Origin of the sequence: Erythrobacter litoralis, from assembly GCF_029760855.1 — a bacterium.
Lineage (GTDB): Bacteria > Pseudomonadota > Alphaproteobacteria > Sphingomonadales > Sphingomonadaceae > Qipengyuania > Qipengyuania litoralis_A.
In genome coordinates this window covers 145779-167167 of record NZ_SOSI01000005.1, presented here as the reverse complement: position 1 = coordinate 167167, position 21389 = coordinate 145779, and the positions used below count along the sequence as shown (strand labels likewise).

Annotated in this window: 17 protein-coding genes and 1 tRNA gene; 13 read left to right on the top strand and 5 right to left on the bottom strand. The window is 62.5% G+C overall.

Annotated features, from left to right (window positions below; all coding sequences use genetic code 11):
• The first annotated feature begins 2 nt into the window (after positions 1 to 2).
• The 4 genes from E3U23_RS10895 (at position 3) to E3U23_RS10880 (ending at position 4334) form a co-directional block, all read left to right on the top strand.
• Positions 3 to 824, top strand: a complete 822-nt coding sequence (locus E3U23_RS10895) for an inositol monophosphatase family protein (protein ID WP_279351290.1) — start codon at positions 3 to 5, stop codon at positions 822 to 824.
• An 89-nt stretch (positions 825 to 913) separates the two neighbouring features.
• A tRNA-Leu gene (locus E3U23_RS10890) sits at positions 914 to 998 on the top strand.
• A gap of 82 nt (positions 999 to 1080) precedes the next feature.
• Positions 1081 to 2880 (top strand): SLC13 family permease, encoded by a 1800-nt coding sequence (locus E3U23_RS10885; RefSeq protein ID WP_279351289.1) that lies wholly within the window; start codon positions 1081 to 1083, stop codon positions 2878 to 2880.
• Positions 2881 to 3002: 122 nt separating this feature from the next.
• The gene (locus E3U23_RS10880) at positions 3003 to 4334 is read left to right on the top strand and encodes an amidohydrolase (RefSeq protein ID WP_279351427.1); all 1332 of its coding nucleotides are present in this window, start codon (positions 3003 to 3005) and stop codon (positions 4332 to 4334) included.
• Positions 4335 to 4421: 87 nt separating this feature from the next.
• Here the strand turns inward: E3U23_RS10880 and E3U23_RS10875 are convergent, their stop codons facing one another.
• Together E3U23_RS10875 and E3U23_RS10870 are read right to left on the bottom strand one after the other, a co-directional pair.
• Positions 4422 to 4610, bottom strand: a complete 189-nt coding sequence (locus E3U23_RS10875; RefSeq protein WP_279351288.1) for a hypothetical protein — start codon at positions 4608 to 4610, stop codon at positions 4422 to 4424.
• Between the two features lie 20 nt (positions 4611 to 4630).
• On the bottom strand, positions 4631 to 6229 hold the full coding sequence (locus E3U23_RS10870) for an isocitrate lyase (RefSeq protein WP_279351287.1): 1599 nt from the start codon (positions 6227 to 6229) through the stop codon (positions 4631 to 4633).
• A gap of 145 nt (positions 6230 to 6374) precedes the next feature.
• On the opposite strand from E3U23_RS10870, the gene E3U23_RS10865 reads away from it, so the two are divergent.
• From E3U23_RS10865 to E3U23_RS10845, 5 genes are all read left to right on the top strand, one after another.
• Complete coding sequence (locus E3U23_RS10865; protein ID WP_279351286.1) at positions 6375 to 7754, top strand: helix-turn-helix domain-containing protein; 1380 nt, start codon at positions 6375 to 6377, stop codon at positions 7752 to 7754.
• 68 nt (positions 7755 to 7822) lie between these two features.
• Positions 7823 to 8122, top strand: coding sequence for a hypothetical protein (locus E3U23_RS10860; protein WP_279351285.1), 300 nt, complete (start codon positions 7823 to 7825; stop codon positions 8120 to 8122).
• A 193-nt stretch (positions 8123 to 8315) separates the two neighbouring features.
• Positions 8316 to 10424, top strand: a complete 2109-nt coding sequence (gene prsK, locus E3U23_RS10855; protein WP_279351284.1) for an XrtA/PEP-CTERM system histidine kinase PrsK — start codon at positions 8316 to 8318, stop codon at positions 10422 to 10424.
• A complete protein-coding gene (prsR, locus tag E3U23_RS10850) occupies positions 10424 to 11791 on the top strand; it encodes a PEP-CTERM-box response regulator transcription factor (protein WP_279351283.1) in 1368 nt (455 codons plus the stop codon). The genes prsK and prsR overlap by 1 nt, the downstream gene beginning before the upstream one ends.
• Positions 11792 to 11837: 46 nt before the next feature.
• Positions 11838 to 12833: a bile acid:sodium symporter family protein gene (locus tag E3U23_RS10845; protein WP_279351282.1), complete on the top strand. Its 996-nt coding sequence runs from the start codon at positions 11838 to 11840 to the stop codon at positions 12831 to 12833.
• On the opposite strand, the gene E3U23_RS10840 is transcribed toward E3U23_RS10845, so the two are convergent.
• Entirely contained in the window at positions 12772 to 13833 is a 1062-nt protein-coding gene (locus E3U23_RS10840; protein ID WP_279351281.1) for a DUF475 domain-containing protein, read from the bottom strand. The genes E3U23_RS10845 and E3U23_RS10840 overlap by 62 nt on opposite strands.
• Positions 13834 to 13849: 16 nt before the next feature.
• Complete coding sequence (gene panB, locus E3U23_RS10835) at positions 13850 to 14722, bottom strand: 3-methyl-2-oxobutanoate hydroxymethyltransferase (RefSeq protein ID WP_279351280.1); 873 nt, start codon at positions 14720 to 14722, stop codon at positions 13850 to 13852.
• 131 nt (positions 14723 to 14853) lie between these two features.
• Here panB and E3U23_RS10830 point away from each other — a divergent pair, with 131 nt between their 5' ends.
• Together E3U23_RS10830 and E3U23_RS10825 are read left to right on the top strand one after the other, a co-directional pair.
• Entirely contained in the window at positions 14854 to 16284 is a 1431-nt protein-coding gene (locus tag E3U23_RS10830; RefSeq protein ID WP_279351279.1) for a sodium-dependent transporter, read from the top strand.
• Between the two features lie 95 nt (positions 16285 to 16379).
• Positions 16380 to 17948: an amino acid permease gene (locus E3U23_RS10825; RefSeq protein ID WP_279351278.1), complete on the top strand. Its 1569-nt coding sequence runs from the start codon at positions 16380 to 16382 to the stop codon at positions 17946 to 17948.
• 51 nt (positions 17949 to 17999) lie between these two features.
• On the opposite strand, the gene E3U23_RS10820 is transcribed toward E3U23_RS10825, so the two are convergent.
• Positions 18000 to 18485, bottom strand: a complete 486-nt coding sequence (locus E3U23_RS10820) for a pyridoxamine 5'-phosphate oxidase family protein (protein WP_279351277.1) — start codon at positions 18483 to 18485, stop codon at positions 18000 to 18002.
• A 139-nt stretch (positions 18486 to 18624) separates the two neighbouring features.
• Between E3U23_RS10820 and E3U23_RS10815 the strand changes: the two genes are divergently transcribed.
• Together E3U23_RS10815 and E3U23_RS10810 are read left to right on the top strand one after the other, a co-directional pair.
• Entirely contained in the window at positions 18625 to 19464 is an 840-nt protein-coding gene (locus E3U23_RS10815) for a hypothetical protein (protein ID WP_279351276.1), read from the top strand.
• A 72-nt stretch (positions 19465 to 19536) separates the two neighbouring features.
• The gene (locus E3U23_RS10810; protein ID WP_279351426.1) at positions 19537 to 21057 is read left to right on the top strand and encodes a DUF6504 family protein; all 1521 of its coding nucleotides are present in this window, start codon (positions 19537 to 19539) and stop codon (positions 21055 to 21057) included.
• Positions 21058 to 21389 lie beyond the last annotated feature (332 nt).

Genomic DNA, 21389 nt, shown 5'->3' with positions numbered 1-21389 from the left:
ACATGGCCGCTTTATCCGGAATAATCCGCGTCATGGAAAAGGCCGCGCGCAAGGCGGGTGGCCGCTTGCGCCGAGACTTCGGCGAGGTCGAGCACCTGCAGGTCAGCCGCAAGGGACCGGCGGATTTCGTCTCCAAGGCCGATCGCATCGCAGAGCGCACGATCTACGACGAATTGCTGCATGCGCGGCCCGATTGGGGCTTCGTGCTCGAAGAAGCCGGCGTGATCGAAGGCGATGAGAACAAGCCGCGCTGGATTATCGATCCGCTCGACGGGACGAGCAATTTCCTCCACGGCATACCGCATTTCGCGGTCAGCATTGCCTGCCAGGAACCGAAGCTCGGCGGCGGGGGCTGGGGCGATGTGACGGCGGCAGTCGTCTACAATCCCGTCACCGACGAAACGTTCTGGGCGGAGAAGACACGCGGCGCTTGGCTGCACGATGGCCGCCTGCGCGTTTCGGCGCGGCGCAATCCTTCCGAAGCGCTGATCGCGACCGGTATCCCGTTTCAGGGGCATGGCGACTTTTCTGAGTGGTCGAAAATATTCGCGGCCATCGGCCCGAACGTGGCAGGCATCCGCCGCTACGGCGCAGCCTCGCTCGATCTCGCATGGCTTGCGGCGGGGCGGTTCGACGGGTTCTGGGAAAGCGGCCTCAACGATTGGGACACGGCGGCCGGCTGCCTGATCGTGCGCGAGGCCGGGGGCTTCGTCTCCGATTTCCGCGGCCGCTCACAGCCGATCCATGCGGCGCAGGTCCTCGCGGCGAACGACACGCTGCACTCCAAACTGCACAAGATGCTGGTCGGGGCCCTCAAGGCCTGAAGCTGAGGTCTGCGGGAGCAGATTAGGTGTCGGTCGTGATCGGCGCTTGAACCTGCCGCCCGGTGCCGCTAATCGGCGCGGACCGCAGTGCCCCTGTGGTGGAATTGGTAGACGCGCTCGACTCAAAATCGAGTTCCTTACGGAGTGCCCGTTCGAGTCGGGCCAGGGGCACCATTTTTCTTGCCTTGCAGCCGCCACGTCCTCGTAATTTGCTTGAGGTTTGTTGGTTTCTCGGCTGAATTGGCGGGGCATCGACATGATCCCTGCACCATCTCCTCACGCCATCGCCGCCATGGTCCTGACGGCCATCATGTTCGTCGCCTTCGCACGCGGGCGGCTGTCCATCGAGATCGTCTCGCTGCTCACCATCGCGGTGATCGCAGTGGGCCTGTATTTCTTCCCGCTGGAGGGAGACCGGCCAACCGACGGCCTGGCGCTCGCATTCGGCGGTTTCGGGCATTACGCGCTCATCACCATTTGCGCGCTGATGATCATGGGGCGGGGGCTGGTCGTGACCGGCGCACTCGATCCGGCGGCTCGCTTTCTTGAGCGGATGTTCAAGTTCAACCTGCAGCTTGGCCTGCTGTTCAGCCTCGTCGTGTGTTTCGTGCTGTCGATGTTCGTCAACAACACGCCGGTGCTGGTGCTGCTGATCCCTATTTTCGTGAGCCTTGCCGCGCGCGGGCTGATGCCGGCGTCGAAAGCGCTGATCCCGCTCAATGCTGCATCCCTGCTCGGCGGTGTGGCGACGACCATCGGGACGTCCACCAACATCCTCGTCGTCTCGATCGCGGTCGATCTCGGCATGGAGCGGATGGACGTGTTCCATTTCACGCCGCTCGTCCTGATCGCCGCGCTGGTGGCGCTGCCCTATATCTGGCTCGTCATGCCGCGCATGTTGTCGGACAACCGGATCGAGCAGCAACACGCCCTGCGCCAGTTCGAATCCCGCCTGCGCGTCACCGAGGATTCGATTCTCAACGGGCGCGAACTCAAGGAAATCGCGTCCCGCCTGCCGGGGGGCATTCAGTTCCACGACGTGCCGCCCGGCTTGCTTCGCCCGCAGCAGCGTCTGCGCATCACTGGCACGCACGAGGCGATCGAAGAGGCGATGTCCGTCCTGCGCGGGGATGCCGCGCCGAGCTGGGTAATTGATCGAATCCGCCGCCGCAGTCACGATACGCACACCGATATCGCCGTAGTCGAGATGACGGTAACGGCGGATTCGCGCCTTATCGGTCGCACCCTCCCGAGTTCCGGGATCGCCGACCTCTACGAAGTTGCCGTGATCGGCACCCACCGGCCCGACCGGCTGCTGGGCGAAAAGTCCCGCACCTCCGAAGGAGGCGATACTCGTTTTGCCGAAGGCGACGTGCTGCTGGTAATGGGTCTGCCGGACGATCTCGAACATTTCGCGCGGACCGATAGCCTGCTCATCCTCGAAGGAATGCGCGAGTTGCCACGCCGGTCGCGCGCGACGCTGGCGGCGGGCATTATGTTCGGGACCATCGCGCTCGCTTCGATCGGCCTGCTGCCAATCGCTATTTCCGCGCTCGCAGGTGCGATCCTGATGTTCGTGACCGGTTGCGTGCGGTTCGACCGTGTGGGTCGTGCCCTATCGGCCTCCGTAATCGTCCTGATTGCGGCCAGCATTGCCATCGGTCGCATCATCCTCGACAGCGGGGCGGCGGACTGGATCGGCCTCGTCATGGCGACCGGCCTGCAATATCTTACCCCTGCCGCGGCGATCGCCACCATCATGCTGGTGATGACCTTCCTTACCAATTTTGCCTCGAACGCCACGGCGGCCACGGTCGGCACGCCCATCGCCTTCGCCATCGCGGCGCAACTGGGCATGCCCGCGGAACCGCTGGTGCTGGCCGTACTGTTCGGCTCGAACCTGTGCTATGCGACACCCATCGCCTACCAGACGAACATGCTCATCATGGGCGAGGGCTCCTACACTTTCGGCGACTATATCCGCACCGGTGTGCCGCTCGTGCTTATCATGGTCATGACCCTCTCGGCGGGGCTTGTCATAACTTACGGGCTTTAGGTTCTTCCCTACGCGGCGGTGCTCTGGCACACGTGGCGCGCACACAGGTGCTGGAAGGGGAAGGCAATTTCCCGGTCAGGACCGTGTTCCATGTGTTCCATCGGGAAGGGAAAACACACGCCATGTCCATCATTCGTCCAACAGCCGCTGCCCTGCTGGCGCTCGCCGTCGCCACGCCTGCCGCCGCGCAGGATCTTCGCGCCAGCCTCGCCGAAGACATGCCGGAGCTGATGGAGCTATACCGTGATCTCCACGCCCATCCCGAACTGAGTTTCGAGGAAACCGAAACTGCCGCCAAGCTTGCGAAACGGATGCGCGATCTGGGCTTCGAGGTGACGGAGAAGGTCGGACGCACCGGCGTCGTCTCCGTAATGAAGAACGGCGAAGGGCCGACAGTGATGCTTCGCGCCGACATGGACGGGCTTCCGGTGGTCGAGCAGACGGGGCTGCCATACGCCTCAACGGAGACCGCCACCCCTGCGAGCGGCGTGACCACCGGCGTCATGCACGCATGCGGGCACGATACGCACATGGCAGGCTTCATCGGTGCGGCACAGCTTCTGGCCGAGCGCAAGGACGAATGGCAGGGCACGCTGGTCATGATCCTGCAACCGGCCGAAGAGCTTGGCCTTGGCGCCCTCGCCATGCTGGAAGACGGGCTGTACCAACGCTTTCCGAAGCCCGATTACGCCGTCGCCTTCCACGATGCCGCCGCCCCGGCACCGGCGGGCACGATCGGGTTCACACCGGGCTATGCGCTTGCCAATGTCGACAGTGTGGACATCACAGTGAAGGGCGTGGGCGGGCATGGCGCTTATCCGCATACGACGCGCGATCCCGTCGTGCTGGCGAGTGCGATCGTGATGAAATTGCAGACCATCGTCAGCCGCGAATCCTCACCGCTCGATCCTGCGGTCATCACAGTGGGCAGCTTCCACGCGGGCGCGAAGCACAACATCATCTCGGACGAGGCAAAGTTGCAGCTGACCGTGCGCAGCTATTCCGACGAGAGCCGGAACCTGCTGCTCGAAGGGATCAAGCGTGTTGCGCGCGGCGAAGCGATTGCCGCCGGCCTGCCGGATGAACTGATGCCTGTGGTGACAGTGGAGGACCCGTACACGCCGTCGACCTATAACGATCCCGAATTCGCGACCGAGATTGCGGCCGAGTTCACCCAGCGTTTCGGCGAGGACCGGGTGATGGAATGGCCCGCGGTGATGGGCGGCGAGGATTTCAGCCAGTTCCGCCGCGCCGCGCCGGACGATGTGAAATCTCTTATCTTCTGGATCAGCGGGACGCCGGAAGACATGCTCACGGCGCTGGAAGAGGAAGGCAAACCGCTGCCTTCGCTCCACTCGCCGTTCTGGGCACCCGATGCCGAGAAAGTCGTGGCGACCGGAGCGGAAGCCTTGGCCAGCGCGGCGCTGGAACTGATGCCGCGCAGCGGCGGCTAAGCCCAAATATATGACGGCCGCCGGAGCTATGGGGGTTGCTCCGACGGCCGTTTCTCCTCCCCAGGAGAACTGTTGAAAGGGTGCGGCTCAGTCCTCCGAAGGGACGTAGGTTCCAAGCCGGTGGTGCAGGGCGTTGATGCGGGCGAGTTCCTCGCGGTCGTCCGTCTGGCGGGCGTAATGCATCAGCGCAGTGCGCAGCATCCGGAAATCCGCGGTCGAAAACAGGGCGCGGGCGCGGCCGGGTTCCTTGGCGGCGGCGGGGTTTTCTTCGGTCATCGTGGTCACCTTTCCTCTCCTCAGGCGGCTGCGAACTGGTTCATGGTGTTGTCCTTGCCGCCAGCCTTCAGGGCCGCTTCGCCGGCAAAGTATTCCTTGTGGTCGTCGCCCATGTCGGACCCGGCCATATTCTGATGCTTAACGCAAGCGATACCCTGCCGGATTTCCTCGCGCTGCACGTTCTTGACGTAGCCGAGCATGCCCTGTTCGCCGAAATACTCGCGGGCGAGATTGTCGGTGCTGAGTGCCGCGGTGTGGTAGGTCGGCAGGGTGATGAGGTGATGGAAGATGCCTGCCCGCTTGGCCGCATCGGCCTGGAAGGTGCGGATGCGCTCATCGGCTTCGGCGGCGAGATCGGTACCGTCGTAATCGACGCTCATCAGCCGATCGCGATCGAAGGAGGAGACGTCCTTTCCGTCCTTCTCCCATGCATCGAACACCTGCTGGCGGAAATTTAGCGTCCAGTTGAAGCTCGGGGAGTTGTTATAGACGAGCTTGGCATTGGGCACTTCCTCGCGGATCCGGTCCACCATACCGGCGATCTGCTCGACATGCGGCTTCTCGGTCTCGATCCAAAGAAGGTCGGCGCCGTTCTGGAGGGCGGTGATGCAATCGAGGACGCAGCGATCTTCCCCGGTGCCGGAGCGGAACTGGAAGAGATTGCTAGGCAGGCGCTTCGGGCTCATCAGCTTGCCGTCGCGGCTGATGAAGACCTGACCATTGGAGATGTTGGCCGGATCGACTTCGTCGCAATCGAGGAAGCTGTTGTATTTATCGCCGAGGTCGCCCGGTTCGGTGCTGTAAGCGATTTGCTTGGTCAGGCCGGCTCCAAGCGAATCGGTACGGGCAACGATAATGCCGTCTTCCACGCCGAGTTCGAGGAAAGCGTAGCGAATGGCGCGGATCTTCTGGAGGAAGTCCTCGTGCGGCACGGTGACTTTGCCGTCCTGGTGGCCGCATTGCTTCTCGTCGGAAACCTGGTTCTCGATCTGCAAGGCACAGGCACCCGCCTCGATCATCTTCTTGGCGAGCAGGTACGTCGCCTCTGCGTTACCGAAACCCGCATCGATATCGGCGATGATCGGCACCACATGCGTTTCGTAGTTGTCGATCTTGTTCTGAATGTCGCGTGCCTTGACTTCGTCGCCGGCATCCTGCGCGGCATCGAGCTCGCGGAACAGACCGCCCAGTTCGCGGGCGTCGGCCTGCTTGAGGAATGTGTAGAGCTCCTCGATCAGCGCGGGCACGCCGGTCTTCTCGTGCATCGACTGATCGGGCAGGGGGCCGAACTCGCTGCGCAACGCGGCGACCATCCAGCCGGAGAGATAGAGGTACCGGCGCTTGGTGCTGCCGAAGTGCTTCTTGATCGAGATCATCTTCTGCTGCGCGATGAAACCATGCCAGCAACCGAGAGACTGCGTGTAGTTCGCGGGATCCGCATCGTAGGCGTTCATGTCTTCGCGCATGATCTTTGCAGTGTACTTCGCGATGTCGAGCCCGGTGCGGAAGCGGTTCTGCACCGCCATGCGGGCCGCGCTGGCCGCATCGATGCCGTTCCACGGGGCGCCGCCCTGCTGAATGAACTCCTGCATTTGCGTGATATTGGTCTGGTAGGTCATCGTATGCTCCTGTCCGTAATAGCGTCTCGCCTCGAAGCTTTCGTTTCACAGATTTCGCATTCGGAACATGATAATTTACAAATTTAGTTGTAGGATACCCATTAATCGTTCCCTGAACGATGTAATGCTGTAAGGAAATTTACAAATGGCCGATGTGGCTCTCTTCGCCGGTCCTCAGATCCGCAAGCTTCGGAAGCGCTCCGATCTCACGCAAGCCGCGATGGCAGCACGCCTGTCGATCTCTCCGAGTTACCTCAATCTCATCGAACGTGGGCAACGACCTTTAAGTGCTCGCGTCGTCATGGCGCTGGTCGACGAATTCGATTTCGACCCGTCGGCGCTCAAGGAAGACGAGGCCATTGGCGGGATCGACGGTCTCGCCCGCCGTTTTGCCGACGAGCGATTTTCCGATTTCGCGATCGACCGCGAGGAGATGGCGGAGTTCATCGCCAACGCGCCGAATGCGGCGGCGGCCTTCGCACGGCTTTACGACCGCGCGGGGCGAGGGGCCGAACCGCAGGACGACGTGCTGGCCGCCTCGCGCATGGAGATCGAACGCTGGCGCAACCACTTCGCCGATCTTGATCATGCAGCGGAGGAATTGGCCGACGCTATACGCCTATCACGGGGCGATATCGGTTTCGCCCTCACCGAAAGGCTGCGCGAACGGCACCAACTATCCGTTCGCATCCTTCCGGCGGATGTTTTGCGCGATACGATTTCCCGGCTCGATCTTCATGCGCGCCAGATCCAGCTTTCCGAGATGATGAGCCCGGCCTCACGTAATTTCCAGCTGGCCGTGCAGATTGCGCAGCTGGAGCAGCGGGACGCGATCCGCACCTTGGCGCAAGGGGCGAAATTCTCCGACGAGACCGCCCGCAACTTGTTCAAGCGCCATCTCGATGGGTATTTCGCAGCTGCATTGCTTATGCCGTACGGGCGCTTCCTGCGGGCGTGCGAGAGTACGGGTTACGATTTGCCGATCCTGCAAAGGCGGTTCGGCGTTAGCTTCGAGCAGCTCGCCCACCGGCTCACGACGCTACAGCGCGTCGGCCAGCGCGGCTTGCCGTTCTTCATGATCCGGGTGGACCGGGCAGGGCAATTTTCCAAGCGTTTCATTGGCGCAAGTTCGGCGCGCTTCGTGGGCGAGGCGGAAAGCTGCCCGCTATGGAACGTCCACGAAGCGTTCGAGAGGGCGGGGACCATCGTTCCGCAATTCGTCGCGCTCGAAGATGAAAGCGAGACGGCCGGATGGCTGACCCTGTCGCGCAGCAAGGATACCGGCGGCTTGCCCGGGGCGGCGCGCTTCGTCGTGGCGCTCGGCATCGAAGCCGTATTGGCTACCGACCTGGCGCAGGCCCGTGGCCTTTCCCTGCGTCCTGCCGATGCGCAGCCGATCGGACCGGGCTGCCGCCGTTGCCTGCGCGAGGCGTGTCCGCAGCGTTCCCTGCCGCCGCTGAACCGCCGCCTGCAATTTACCGAAATGCGCCGGGGCGCGACGCCGTTCGAATTCGAAACGCATTAACCATTCATCGCGGAACTGTCTCGTCCTAGCGGTCGTTTGGAGGCGATCAACTTGGGAAGGACTCTCAAATGTCGGAAGAGCGCATAACCGAAACCCGGACACCCTCGGGCAATACTCATACCACGCACACCGTCGTGACCGACGACGGACATCGTTCGTCGGGAGGAGGGGCTAAGTGGGGCCTCGTCATCATTCTTGCCGTCGCCGTGATCGCCGCCATCGTGATTTTCAGCCAGATGAGCGGGGCAGAGGTCGCCAAGGACAACGCCGTGACCGATGCTGCCAATTCCGTCGGCGAAGCGGCCGGTCAGGTCGGCGATGCCGCACAAAGCGCCGGCGAAGCGGTGCAGGACAGCGTGACCGAATAAGCAGCGATCGACGGGCGGAGGGTTCGCAAGCGATTTCGCATCCTTCCGCACGGTCGCATTTACTCGGAATTCACCATCCTGCGATAGCTGTCTCGGCAATGTCGATTTGCCGGGACATCTCTTCTACACTGCCATTACGACACCGGCATTTGCCAGCCGGTGATGGGCGCAGTGCTTTCTGGGCGTTAGCATAGTGCAGGGGTGGATTTCCGCCTCGGCTTTCGTGTTTTACGGTGCTGCCGGGATTGCCTGTATACTCTCGGCTATCTGGGTTGGGCGACCGGGAGGCGTAAGCCGACTTGACCGCGCTGCTGCCATAGCTGCGTTCCTCGCATCTGCATCGTGGTTCGTAAGTTCGGCGGCGTTCGGTATGGGGCACCATCTTGCCGAAGCCACAGAAATTCTTGCCAATCTCGGTTGGATTTACGCATTGTTCCGCCTGTTCGCGAATGATGGACGGGACGAAAACCTCGTTTTGGTCCGGCCTGCCATCGTAGCGATTGCGTTGGTCGAGACCCTGCAATTTGCGCTTCTGTTCGTCCCCGCCCAGCCTGATGGCGGGATTTCGGAAACCCTGGTTTTCGAAACGTCATCAATCCTTCGCGTTCTCGTTGCGGTCGGCGCACTGGTCCTGGTTCACAACCTCCATCTCGGAGCCGAGCGGCAAACGCGTATCCTGCTGCGGTGGAGTGCGGGCGGCCTGCTTGCCATTTGGGCTTTTTCGCTCAACTTTCATTTGCTGGCGTGGCTCACTGGAACGACTCCGCAAACCCTCGAGCCATTCTATGCCCTGACCATCGCTATAGCGAGCCTGGTCAGTGCGGTCGGTTTCCGGCGCTCTACGTCCAGCCTACAGTTCCGCCCTTCGCGCACCGCGACGTTCCATTTTCTCTCGCTGTTGCTCATCGTCAGTTACGCGTTTGCTTTGGCGCTTACCGCACGATGGCTCGATGCTGCCTCTGCGGACACCGCGCGGATGTTGCAGGTTGGCACAATGGTAATTGCCGCCTCACTCCTGCTGATCTGGATGCCCTCGCGCCGCGCACGTGCCTGGCTCCGGGTGACGGCGCTCAAGCACCTGTTCGAACACCGTTACGATTATCGTGCTGAATGGCTTCGGTTCACACAAACTATTGCACGCGGAAAGGATGGGTCGAGCGACGCCTTGCCGGAACGCGCGATCGAAGCGCTCGCCGATCTGACGGGGAGCCCAGGAGGGCTGCTTTTTATGCATAGCGAGGACCAGGGGTTCTCTCGCATCGCATCGCGCAATTGGGGCGATCAGAACGTCTTGCCCCGGACTTTGCCCGCACCCTTGATATCCGCGATGGAACGCGATGGCAGGGTAATCGATCTTCCGGGGCTACGCAAAGGAGCCAGATCGGTGGGCTGCGATGCGTTCTGCCCAGACTGGCTTATTAACTGCGACTCTGCTTGGGCGGCGGTGCCACTGATCCATTTCGACCGGCTTGTCGGCGTGATCGTCCTGGCCATGCCGGCGCACGATCACCGGCTCGACTGGGAGGACTTCGACATCATGAAGATCGTCGGTCGCCAACTCGCCAGCTACCTCGCCGAGCAGGCCGGTCAGGCGGCGCTTCTCGAAGCGAGCCGGTTCGACGAATTCAATCGTCGGATGGCGTTCGTCATGCATGACATCAAGAACCTCGCCAGCCAAATGTCGCTGCTCACCCGCAATGCAGAAAAGCATGCGGACAATCCCGAATTCCGCCGCGACATGATGCTTACCGTGCGTAACAGTGCCGACAAGCTGAACACCTTGCTGGCGCGCCTCGGTCGCTATGGAACGACTGCCACCCGCTCAAGCGAAGCATTCGATATGCGTGGTCCGGTCGTCGCCGTGACCACGCGACTGGCTGGCATTCATCCCCTGACGCTGATCCGATCCGAGGAAGCGAAGGTGTGCGGTCAGATCGAGGGATTGGAGCAGGCGCTGACCCATCTCGTCCAGAATGCGATCGATGCCAGTGATGCGGAAAGCGCGGTCGCCATCGAGACGTTCAGCGACGGGTTGTATGGTCGGATTTGCGTCATCGATAGCGGCGTCGGCATGAGCCCGGCATTCCTGCGGGAAGGTCTTTTCAAGCCCTTCGTCTCGACCAAGGACGGCGGGTTCGGCATCGGGGCGTTCGAAGCGCGGGAGACGATCCGGGCAATGGGCGGGCAACTCGATGTCGATTCCCGCGAAGGTCTCGGCACGCGCTTTACGATCAGCCTGCCGCTGGAATCTGCACGTCCGATGCTGGAAATTGATGAAGATAAGGCGCGCGAGGCGGCGTAATGGCACGAGCGGACGCAAAACCGAAATTGCTGGTCGTCGAGGACGACGAGGGGTTGCAGGCCCAATTGCGGTGGGCATACGAGGACTACGAAGTGCTCAGCGCCGGCAATCGCGAGCAGGCGCTCGCCTTGCTGCGTTCCGAAGAGCCCGCGGTCGTGACGCTCGATCTGGGCCTGCCGCCGGACGCCGACGGAACGAGCGAGGGTTTTGCAGTGCTCGATGCGATCATGCAGTTGAAGCCCGATACCAAGGTTGTTGTCGCTTCCGGGCACGGTGCGCGAGAGAGCGCCCTCACCGCAATCGAACGTGGGGCTTATGATTTCTACAAGAAGCCAGTCGATATCGACGAGTTGGGTCTGATCGTCAGCCGCGCGTTCGGCCTGCACCGGATCGAGGACGAAAATCGTAAACTGTCTGAAAAGGTCGGTGAGGATCGCCGGGTGCTCGGCACGATGATCACGGCAGCACCGGAAATGAGCAAGGTCGCTCGGACGATAGAGCGGGTAGCACCGACGAGCGTCTCGGTCATGCTGCTGGGTGCGAGCGGGACCGGGAAGGAACTCCTTGCCCGCGGGCTTCACGACACCAGCGACCGGCGCCACGGACCCTTCATCGCCATCAATTGCGCGGCTATCCCCGAAACACTGCTCGAAAGCGAGCTGTTCGGTCATGAGAAGGGCGCATTCACCGGCGCCGTGCGCACCAGCGAAGGCAAGGTAGAACTGGCCGATGGCGGTACGCTGTTCCTAGACGAGGTCGGCGACATTCCGCTGCCGTTGCAAGTCAAATTGCTGCGTTTTCTGCAGGAGCGGGTGATCGAGCGGGTGGGCGGGCGCAAGGCGATCCCGGTCGACGTCCGTATCGTCTGCGCGACCCATCAGAATCTTGACGAGATGATCGCGGATGGGCGGTTTCGCGAAGACCTATTCTATCGTCTAGCGGAGATCGTGGTGAAAGTGCCGACGCTCGCCGAACGGCCCGGCGATGCGGTTCTACTCGCCAAACATTTCCTCACCCGGTTCGCAGCGGAAATGAACCCGCAAGTATCTGGCTTCGCCCCCGACGCGCTGAGGGCGATCGACGAATGGCCATGGCCGGGCAACGTCCGCGAACTGGAAAATCGGGTAAAGCGGGCGGTCATCATGGCCGACAGCAAGCTCGTGAACGCCGAGGATCTCGACCTCGGCGATAGCGACGGGGCGGAAGGCGCGCTCAATCTGAAACAGGCGCGCGAGGCTGCCGACCGTCGAATGATCCGCAGTGCATTAGCTAGGGCGGACGGCAACATTTCGGGTACGGCCCGGTTGCTCGGCGTCAGCCGTCCGACTTTGTACGATCTCCTCAAACAATACGACATGCAATCCTGACGCCGGGTCGCTGGACAAGGCGGCATGCGGAACGCAGGGCGGCGCCATGATTTTACGCATTCTGTTTGCCGACCCAATGCTGCGCATGCTGGTCGGCGCCATCCTTCTTGCCGCCTTCCTTCCTGTGAGCGGGGCCAGTCGCGAGGTCGCGCAATCGGTCGCCGATGTCGCGATCTTCCTGCTGTTTCTGCTGAACGGCATGCGCATCGCGCGTAAAGACATGCGGGCGGGCTTCGCCAACTGGCGTTTTTTCCTCCCGCTTATCCTCTGGGTATTCGGATCGCTGGCGGTAATGGGGTTCGGCGCGAACCTCGTCGCAGCGCTTCTGATGCCGCCGCTCATTGCGACCGGTTTTCTTTATCTCGGTGTTCTGCCTTCGACGGTCCAGTCGGCCACGTCTTACAGCACGTTGGGCGGGGGCAATATTGCGCTGTCCGTGATAGCCGCTGCCTTGTTGAACATTCTCGGTGTCTTCGTATCCGTGCCTTTGTTCCTGATATTCGGCGGAAGCGGAGAGGGGGCGGTCGGCAGCGGGGCGATCATCAAGATCCTGCTCGTGCTGATCCTGCCTTTCGCGATCGGCCAGATCGTGCAGACCCGCACGACCGGCTTCATTGCGAAACACAAGCCGAAGATCGTCTGGATGGATCGGCTCGTGATCGCAATCGCCGTTTACGTCGCGTTCTCCGGTGCGGTGACGCAGGGAATCTGGACGAAGGTCGGCGCGGCCGATTGGGCAGTCATCGTAGCGCTTGTCGCCCTAATGTTGGCACTGGCCCATTGCGGCGCGTGGTTGGCGGGCGGGGCGCTTGCCCTTCGCCGGCCGGACCGCGTATCGTTCCTCTTTGCGGGCGCGCAGAAATCGGCGGCTATCGGTGTGCCGCTCGCCGCCGTTCTGTTCCCGCCGGACGTCGCCGGGTTCGTCGTCGTACCGCTGCTGCTCTATCACCTGTTCCAGCTGGTGCTGGCTGCTCCGTTGTCTACTCGTCTGGCGAGGCATCCGGATGCCGCCGGTTATAACGAAGGGACCACCAGAAGCTGATCCCGATCAGCACCGCGCCGATCAGGCCGGTGATGGTTTCGGGGATATGGTAGCGCGCGCTGAACAGCAGGATAACCCCGAGTACGATGATCGCCCAGAAGGCGCCGTGCTCGAGAAAGCGGTATTGGGTCAACGTACCTTGTTTAACCAGATGAATGGTGATCGAGCGCACGAACATCGCGCCGACCGACAGGCCAAGTGCAATGACGATCATGTTGTTCGACAGGGCGAAAGCGCCGACGACGCCATCGAAGCTGAAGGATGCGTCGAGAACTTCAAGATAGAGGAACCCGCCGAGGCCCGAGCGCACCAGTTCGCCGGCCGCTTTTTTTGCCGCTTCCCGCTGTTCGATGACCGCAGCGATTCCGTTTACTGCGATGTAGGTCACCAGCCCGAGCACACCGGCCGTCACGAAGCTCAAGGCGTCGGCATCGGGAAGAAGCAAGGAGACAACCCAGATCAGCAGGAGCACGATGCCGAGTTCGATGGCGGGAATGCTGGAAAAGCGAGCGATATGCCGCTCCACCGCTGCAATCCAATGCACTTCCTTATCGGCATCGAAAAAGAACGACAGGCCGACCATGGCGAGGAACGCGCCCCCGAAGCCGGCAATGGCGACATGGGCGCCTGTGACGATACGCTCGTACTCGACTGGATCGTTGAGCGACAACCTGACTGCCTCGACCGGTCCCAGACCCGCCGCGATGGCGACAATGGCGACGGGGAAAACGATCCGCATGCCGAACACCGCGATCAGAATCCCCCATGTCAGAAAGCGGCGCTGCCAGACCGGGTCCATTTCGCGCAGGACGGTGGCATTGACCACGGCGTTGTCGAAGCTGAGTGAGACTTCGAGGATCGACAAGACGACGACGATCCACAGGATCGAGAGCAAGCCTTCCACCGTGCCGGTGCTCGCATAGCCGTACCAAGCCGCGAGTACGAGACAGGCAGCAGTGAAGAACAGCGAAAACGCATAGAAACGCAGCAAGGTTGCCATGGGAGTTGGTCTCTCGTCAGCTCTTCGGCTGATAGGTTTGATCGGATGAGGGGAAGCTGCGCGAACGCACTTCGTCGGCATACCGCGCGACGGTCTGCGATATCGTCTTGGCGATGTTTTCGTAGCGTTTGACGAAGCGTGGCACTCGTTCGAACATGCCCAGCATATCCTCGGTCACGAGGACTTGTCCGTCGCACTTCGCCGATGCACCAATACCGATAGTCGGACAGGAAATTGCGTTCGTGACTTCGATGGCGATCGGTTCGACCACTCCTTCGACAACCACGGCAAAAGCACCGGCCTCATCGAGCGCCTTCGCATCGCCGACGATCTTTTCGGCCTCGGCATCGCTACGGCCGCGTGCGCCGTATCCGCCCAGTGAATTGACCGCTTGCGGCGTCAGTCCGACATGACCCATCACCGGGATGCCGCGTCCCGACAGGAACGCGACCGTCTCGGCCATCGCCTCGCCGCCTTCCAGCTTTACCGCTGCGGCGTTGCTCTCTTTGAGCAAGCGCGCCGCGCTTTCGAATGCTTGTTCCTTCGAGGCTTCGTAGGATCCGAACGGCATATCGACCACGACCACCGCATGATAGCTTCCGCGTACAACGGCCGCTGCATGATTGGCCATCATGTCGAGCGTGACGGGAATGGTTGAAGGCAGGCCGTAAATGACCTGGCCCAAGGAGTCGCCGACCAGCAGGAGATCGCAATGCTCGTCCAGCAACTGCGCCTGCCGCGCGGTATAGGCGGTCAGCATGACCAGCGGTTCACCGCTTTGTCCGTCCGTTTTACGTGCGCGGATTTTCGGCACGGTCAGCCGCTTCATCGGCTGCGGGGTGGGATTGGCCCGGCTGGTCGAGGTATCGAGTTGAAATGTCGTCGACATGGCGTTCGCCCTAGCAAGGGTGGGCGGAGAGGGGAAGCTAACCCTTGGACAAGGGCGCTCGCTCTGCTTAGGGAGCGCGCAGTATAGTGAGGGCGGGAATTCGTCGCATCGGTCCGGGAGGGATATTGGTAATGGTCGCTACGGCGAAGAACACGGGTGAGGGCTGGTCCTCGCGCTCCGCATTCATTCTGGCGGCGGTCGGCGCAGCGGTAGGGCTTGGAAACATCTGGCGTTTCCCCACGCTGGCCGGCGAAAGCGGCGGCGGCGCCTTCGTCATATTTTACATTGCCTGCGTATTCCTCCTCGGGCTGCCGCTGGTGCTTTCAGAGATTTTCATCGGCCGCGTCGGCCAGACCGACGCTGTGGGGTCCATCCGGCGGGTTGCTGGTCAATCGAATGCCTCTCCCGCTTGGTCCATCTTCGGCGGTATCGGAGCTATCGCGGCCTTTTTAATCCTGTCCTTCTATTCGGTCGTTGCCGGTTGGGTGCTGTACTACGCGGGCACGATGGGCGCGGATTTCATCCAGGCCATCCTGTCCGGCGACCCCCTTCGCGGTGCGCTGGCCGGAGAAAGCCGCGACCAGATCCAGCAGCGGCTTTCCGACATGTTTGCCAGCCCGATGCTGCTCCTGGTCATGCATTTGGGCTTCATGGGGCTGACGCTTTTCATCGTGGCGCGCGGCGTCTCCTCCGGGATCGAGAAGGCGGCGACCTATCTGATGCCGATCTTCTTCGTGCTGCTCTTGGGCCTCGTGATTTACGGCGCAGTCGAAGGGGAAATGGGCGAGGCGCTGACCTTTCTGTTCACGCCCGACTGGTCGAAACTGACGCCGCCGGTGATGAATTCCGCTTTGGGGCAGGCGTTGTTCTCGCTGTCGCTCGGCGTCGCCGGACTGATCACCTACGGTTCCTATATCAAGGAAGGCAGCGGGCTCGGCTCGACATCTGCCATGATTGCAATCGCCGACACCTGCGTGGCCCTGCTGGCCGGCCTGATGATCTTCCCGATTGTGTTCGCGGTCGGGCTCGATCCCGCCGCGGGCCCAACGCTGGTGTTTCAGACGCTGCCCTTCGCCTTCCAGACCATGCCGGGCGGTGCCTTGTTCGGCTTCCTCTTCTTCGTCCTGATCCTCGTTGCCGCGGTCACCAGTTCGATCTCCTTGCTTGAGGTGCCGACCGCCTGGGGCATCGGCGAACGGGGCTGGAGGCGCCCGAAATCGGCGCTGATCTTCGGTATCGGCGCCTTTGTCATCGGGATATTCTGCCTGCTCGGCTACAATGTCTGGTCGGACGTGCGACCGCTCGGCTTCTGGTCGCTGTTCGCCGAAACCGATATCCTCGATACCGTCGACGGGTTTACGGGTAAGATCATGCTGCCCTTGGGCGCGTTGCTCACGTCCCTTTTCATCGGATGGAAGGCCGACAAACGCCTCTTGCAGACGACGACAGGGCTGTCTCCGCTGAGCTTCGGCCTGTTCCGGTTCCTGATTGCATGGCTCTGTCCGCTGGCGGTAATCATCATTCTGGTAACGGGATTGTTTCCTTCCATCCTCGGCGCGTAATTTTCCTGCTTTCCGACGAAATTGTGACAGTGTAAGCGAATGCCTCCGGCCTGCCGAACGGATTGTCCGCAAGGGGCCGGGGAGTTCAAGCGCGCATGATTCTCGACCGCGTAAAGCCTCTCGATGCCATCCTAGAAGTCGCCAACAAGAAAGCTCTCGTCCGCACGCTGGGCGGTGTCCAGCTCATGCTGTTCGGTATCGGCTGCATCATCGGGACGGGTATCTTCGTCCTGACCGCCGCCGGCGCGCAAAAGGCGGGGCCGGGCCTGATGCTCGCTTTCGCCATCGCCGGTGCGGTGTGTATCGTGGCCGCGCTCTGCTACGCCGAGGTCGCTGCCATGATTCCCGTTGCGGGATCTGCCTATACCTATAGCTACGCCTCGGTCGGCGAGATCCTCGCGTGGACTGTCGGTTGGGCGCTTATTCTCGAATATGCCGTGGCGGCGAGTGCTGTTTCGGTCGGCTGGTCGGGATATTTCTCGGGTACGATTCTCAACGAATTTCTTGGCATTCAATTGCCCGCCTGGCTCGCGGCCGGTCCGCTTTATCTCGGCGGCGCGCCGGGCGGTTTTATCAACCTCCCGGCGCTTATTATCGCGCTACTCGTAACGGCTTTGCTGGTCGTCGGCACCAGTGAAAGCGCGAAGGTCAATGCGGTGCTCGTCGCGATCAAGGTGACGGCATTGACCGCCTTTATCGTGCTCACGCTGACCAGTCCCGAATTCGACACGGCGCGGTTCAATCCCTTCCTTCCGGCCGGGGTGTTCGGCGGGTTCGGGACCGGCCTTGGCGCAGTGGGGGCGGCGGCAACGATCTTCTTCGCCTATGTCGGCTTCGATGCCGTTTCCACCGCGGCAGAAGAGACCAAGGATCCGCAGCGGAACGTGCCCTTCGGTCTGATCGGCTCGCTGCTGGTGTGCACGGTGTTCTACATTCTGGTTGCCGCCGGCGCGATCGGTACGATCGGCGGACAGCCGCTGATGGGGCCGGGTGGCATTCCGTTTCCCGCCGGATCGGAAGAACTGGCACGGCAATGTGCACTGCCCCAATATGCTTCGGCGCTGGTTTGCTCCGACGAGGCGCTTGCCCATGTCCTGCGCCAGATCGGTTTCTCGGGCATCGGCAATGCGCTCGGTATCGCGGCCTTCCTGGCACTGCCGTCGGTCATCCTCGTGCTGATCTTCGCGCAGACCCGCATCTTCTTCGTAATGAGCCGAGATGGTTTGCTGCCGGAGCGGCTCAGCAAGGTGCATCCTCGTTTCAAGACGCCGCATGTCGTCACCATAATGACGGGTCTGATCGTGGCTTTGGGCGCTGCGTTCCTCCCGGTAGGGCTGCTGGCGGATTATGCCAATGCGGGTACGCTCTATGCCTTCTTCATGGTCGCGGTAGCGGTGATGGTGCTGCGCAAGCGTGAGCCGGATCGCGAACGCAGTTTCCGTATGCCGGCGGTGTGGATCGTCGCGCCGCTTACCTTGGCGGGCTGCCTATTCCTGTATGTGAACCTGCCGCTGATCGCGATCCTGGTGTTGCCGCTATGGGGCGCGCTCGGGATGGTGGTCTACGTCCTCTACAGCCGCAAGCGCAGCCATCTGGGCCGCGGTATCGTCAGCGTGGTCGACGATGTGGAAGGGGACGAGGCGGCCATACCGATGGCGGACTGAACGAAAAAGACCGCCCCGGACGGAGCGGCCTTTGTTCGAATGCGTCGCGCCTTACAGGTCGACGTGCTTGGCGTGCTGTTCCTCGGCATCTTCGTGAACGTCCATGCCCAGCGCCATTTTGGCGACATTGAGCAGACCCATGTCGCCGTTCCAGATCTCGGCATCGCCCAGATCCATGCGCATGAAGAAGATCTCAGGATCGTCCTTGCCCTCGTCATACCATGCGGCAACGAAGTTATTCCAGAAGTGGTCGAACCGCTCGCGGCTTTCTTCTTTCACCAACGTGCCACTGATGCGCGCGAACATCTCGTGATCCTTGCCGGCGAAGGTGACGGTTGCCGGGCCGAGATCGGTGAAATCGCTGTGGATGTGGCTGAAAAACCAGATCGCGCTGTTGGCATCCTTGTCGAGCTGTGCAGTCATCGGCACAGCGGTACCGGGCCGACCGTCGAGTTCGAGGAACACGAAGGACGAATCGGCCATCGCCTTCCACATTTTGGTTTTCAGCTTGTCGGCATTTCCTTCGGCATATTTCATGTGAAAGCGTCTCCTTTGAATTCGTCCTATCAATGGCCGAACGCGCCGTTCGGTCCCGACGGGGCTGCGGATAACCCGGAAGGCCGATTGCGAATCCTTTACCGTTGGAACATAAGAGGAACAAACGAGTCGTTCCCGCATGACCCAACCCGACCTTTCCTCCCTGCCCGAAGAGGCTCTGCACGCGATCGGCGAAGACGTCGCGGCGCTGTGTGTCCGGCGTAGCGCGCGGTGGCGCCCGGGATTGGCGGCGGAAGAAGGCAAGGCGTTCCACAACGAAGTGTTTGCCTCTTCACGCGAGGGGGCGGGGGCGGGCGCGGCGCTGGCCCTGGCGCTCGACGATTGGCGCACCACACCGCGAGGCGAAACCGATGAGGCGGAGGACCGGCGCGGCATCCTGTGGGTGCAGACGCGCGAGGCGGCCCGCCTGTCGGGGCGGCCCTACCGCGCAGGACTGCCCGAAGATGTGCGTCACCGGGTGATCCATGTGCTGGCTGACAAGCCGGAAGATGCCTTGTTCGCGCTGGAAGAAGGGCTGCGCTGCCGCGATCTGGCGTTCGTTATCGGCGAGATGTCGGGCAATCCCAAGGCGCTCGATTTCACCGCTTCGCGGCGATTGACGTTGGTATCTCAAAAGCATGGCGTGCCCCTGTTTCTCGTACGGCTCGATGCGGGGCGCGATCTGTCTTCGGCCCGGATGCGGTGGGAAGTAGCAAGCGCGCCGTCGCCCGCACCCCGCTGGAATACGCAGGCGCCCGGCGATCCGGCATGGCATGCGGAGCTGTTCCGCGCACGCGGGCACCGGCCGGGTACATGGGTGCTGGGCGATGGGGGCGGGATGCTGGTGGCTCATTCATCGACCCGGCAAGACGCTTCCAATTCCGTTCGTCCTGAGCCTGTCGAAGGACTGCTTTTTTCCTCCGTTTCAAGGATGGAAAGAAGACCAACCCTTCGACAGGCTCAGGGCGAACGGGGATGAATTGCGTTGTCTTCCCCGGCTCCATCGGTCTCGGGCCGCCGCATCCTCTCCCTCTGGCTGCCCGCGCTGGCGATGGATCGCTGGCGGCTTGCCATGGGCGAGGCGGGCTCGGCGCTCGATGCCGGCCCGCTGGTGCTGATCGCCGATACCGCGCACGGCCCCCGAATCGAGGCGCTCAACCGCATCGCGCTGGAGGCGGGTGCGCGGCGCGGCACGATGCTTGCCGATGCACGCACGCTTTGTCCCGCCATCGCCACCGCCCCGGCAGACCCTGCGGCGGACCTCGCCTTCCTCGAAAAGCTGGCGCTGTGGGGGCGGCGCTGGGGTCCGTGGTCGGCGATGGATGCGCCCGACGGCCTGCTGATCGACGTTACGGCGGTACCGCATCTTTATGGCGGGGAGCAGTCCCTGCTCGCCGATGTCGCACGCGCTTTCGCCCGGCGTAAACTCGCAGTACGTGCCGCCATCGCGCCTACGGCGGGGGCAGCCTGGGCGCTTTCGCATTACGGCCCGCCGGACGCTATTGTCGGTGGGACAGGATCGAGTGCCGAGGACGACATCGCCCGCGCCTTGTCCGACCTGCCGGTCGCCGCCTTGCGCCTCGACCAGGACGTGTTGACCGTACTGCGCCGCCTCGGCCTCAAACGTCTGGGCGAACTTGGCACGATCGGGCGTGACGCGATCCAGCGGCGGTTCCGCAACAGGAAATCGCCCGCCGCCAATCCACTCATCCGGATGGACCAATTGCTCGGCCGGGTGCCCGAACCGCTGCTCCCGGTGGTGCAGCAGGACATGCCGCTGGTCCAGCGCCGGCTGATGGAGCCGATCCGCCACCGCCCACTGCTCGATCAGGTGCTGGGCGATCTCGCCGCCGATATGGCGCGCGAGCTCGAAGGGCGGGGCGAGGGCGCGCGGCGGCTCGAGATCGGCCTGTGGCGCGTCGATGGCGAGGTCATCGTCCGCCGCTTGGAACTCGCCGCCGCCACGCGCGAGGCGGCGCATATCTGCCGGTTGTTCGCCGCCAAGCTCGACGATGTCGACGCGGGCTTCGGGATAGAAATGGTGCGCCTGCGCGCCAGCTGGGCCGAACCGCTCGCGCTGGAGCAGGGCGATATCGAAGCTGCGGCGGAAGCGCACGGTACCAGCCTTGCCGCCTGTATCGACCGGCTGACGGTGCGCCTCGGCGAAAAGGCGGTGAGCCGCCCGGTCCCCTTCGCCAGCCACATTCCCGAGCGCGCGCAACGATGGCAGCGCCCGCTCGATCCCGAACCGGCGAGCCAGGGCGACCTCCCCTTTCATAAGCGCCCGCTCAAACTGCTGGATACGGCCGAGAAGATCGCAGTGCTCTATGCCACGCCCGACGGCTATCCCAAGCGCTTCCGTTGGCGCGGGCAGGTACACGAAGTCGCGCGGGTCGAGGGGCCGGAGCGGATCGCGCCCGAATGGTGGCGTGAGCGCGGCAGTGCCCGCCTGCGCGACTATTACCGGATCGAGGACGATACCGGTCGCCGCTACTGGATCTACCGCCTCGGCATCGTGGGCGACGGGCGCGGCGGCATGCCCGACTGGTATCTGCAGGGCCTGTGCGCATAAGCGGCAAAACTCGACAATTTCCCAGCTCCCACATAGTCTCGTCCAATAAGCTACATTCACACCCCAATCACGGCAGGAGCCAAGACTTTTGCAGCGCCGGTATTGGCACAATCCGGTCCACCTACCACCGCGACGGAGCAACCCCTGAGCACAGAACTGCCCGGCGCATTCCTCTCGCCGAACACTGCTATGCCGCGAGCCTGCCTACCATAAGCTTGATCTTTCCCGACGTGGATCATGCCTTGTTGGGCACCGGGACGCAGCTCAAAACCGGTACCTTCCGCTACTCCTAGGCCATCTTGCCGCGCAAGCTGTGATCTGGCCTGCGACGC